This is a genomic window from Aestuarium zhoushanense, assembly GCF_056431045.1.
This window is the reverse complement of record NZ_JBWKMA010000013.1, coordinates 1-1,810: the sequence shown is the minus strand read 5'-3', so window position 1 is coordinate 1,810 and position 1,810 is coordinate 1. Positions and strand designations below refer to the sequence as shown.

The following is a 1,810-nucleotide window of genomic DNA, read 5'->3' as shown; positions in this document are numbered from 1 at the left end:
GCCTGGTTGCCCGGATTCTGCCGGATGGCTCCCGGCAAAGAACCCAGCGGTTCAGCGCGATGTTGTCGCATTACGTGATCCGGGACCGCTATGGCCGTCCCGGCAAGGGCAATGACAAAGGGGCCGTGGAGGGGCTGGTCGGCTACGGACGTCGCAACTTCATGGTGCCGATCCCGTCCTTTCCGGACTGGCACGCGTTCAACGCTCACCTGGAAGAGCAGTGCCGCAAGCGCCAGGGTGATGTTCTGCGTGGCCACAAGGTCAGCATCGGGGAACGGCTGAAGGCCGATCTCGCGGCGATGCGGGATTTGCCCGGCACCCCCTTTGAGGCCTGTGAGTTGCAAAGTGGCCAGGTCACATCGACATCGGTGGTGCGCTATCGCGGCAATGATTACTCGGTGCCGGTTGCCTATGGTCACCGCGCAGTCTGGATCAAGGGCTTCGTGACCCGCGTCGTCATTGGTAGCAGTGCCGAGGTGATCGCCGATCATGCCCGATCCTACGACACCGGTGACATGGTGTTCGATCCGCTGCATTACCTGCCGCTGATCGAACGCAAGATCATGTCCTTCGATCAGGCCGCGCCTCTGCAGGGCTGGGAGTTGCCCGAAGCGTTCAAAGCCCTGCGCCGACTGCTGGAAGCCCGGCAGGGAAAGGCCGGCAAGCGCGAGTATGTGCAGGTCCTGCGCCTTCTGGAGCGCTTCGAGATTGAAGTGCTGCATCTTGCCGTCAAAGATGCCCTGCGAATGGGAGCGGTCAGCTTCGATGCAATCAAGCACCTGATCTTGTGCAGGGTCGAGCGAAGGCCCCCGAGGCTGGATTTGGATGTTTATCCCTTCCTGCCCAGAACCAACATCACCACCACCTCCGCCGCATCCTACATGAGCCTGCTGGCAGGAGGTGGGGCATGACGGATGCACCCGAACTGCTGCTGGCCCACCATCTCAAAACGCTTCGGCTGCCCACGTTCCTGCGTGAACATGACAAGCAGGCCCGTATCTGCGCCGCTGAAGGCGTAGATCACGTGCGTTACCTGGCTCGGCTGACCGAGCTGGAACTGATCGACCGGGAACGGCGCATGGTGGAACGCCGGATCAAGGCCGCAAAGTTCCCGGCGATCAAAAGCCTGGACAGCTTCGACTTCAAGGCGATCCCGTCGCTCAACAAGATGATGGTGCTGGAGCTGGCGCGCTGCGAATGGATCGAACGCAAGGAGAATGTGATCGCGCTCGGTCCCTCCGGCACCGGCAAGACCCATGTCGCCCTCGGGCTCGGACTGGCTGCCTGCCAGAAAGGATTGCCTGTCGCCTTCGTGACCGCCGCCGCCCTCGTGCACGAGATGATGGAGGCCCGCGACGAAAAACGCCTCCTGCAGCTCCAGCGCAAACTCGCCAAGGTCAAACTGCTGATCATCGACGAGCTGGGATTCGTCCCCTTGAGCAAAACCGGCGCCGAGCTTCTGTTCGAGCTGATCTCACAGCGCTACGAGCGAGGATCGACCCTGATCACGTCGAACCTGCCCTTCGACGAGTGGACCGAAACCTTCGGCACCGAACGCCTGACCGGCGCGCTGCTGGACCGGCTTACACACCACGTCAACATCCTCGAGATGAACGGCGAAAGCTACCGCCTCAATCAAAGCCGCGCCCGCCTCGCCGCCGCTAACAAATGAACCTCACAGAATTGGCCTGACGACCAATGCGCCTTGGACCGGGCTTGCTATATGAGGGCCGCACGCTCCAAGGCGCTCGCGCCAAACTGGCCGACTTTTGCTCCGCCCCAATGGCCGAATTTTACTCCGCCGTTGACA

2 protein-coding genes are annotated in these 1,810 nt (G+C 61.7%); both read left to right on the top strand.

Annotated features, from left to right (window positions below):
• Nucleotides 1-911, top strand: a 911-nt coding sequence (locus tag AC07ED_RS05725) for a Mu transposase domain-containing protein (RefSeq protein WP_478241950.1), incomplete at its 5' end; no start/stop codon positions are given.
• Nucleotides 908-1,672, top strand: coding sequence for an IS21-like element helper ATPase IstB (gene istB / locus AC07ED_RS05720; RefSeq protein ID WP_105234603.1), 765 nt, complete (start codon nucleotides 908-910; stop codon nucleotides 1,670-1,672). The genes AC07ED_RS05725 and istB, both read left to right, overlap by 4 nt.
• Nucleotides 1,673-1,810: the final 138 nt, after the last annotated feature.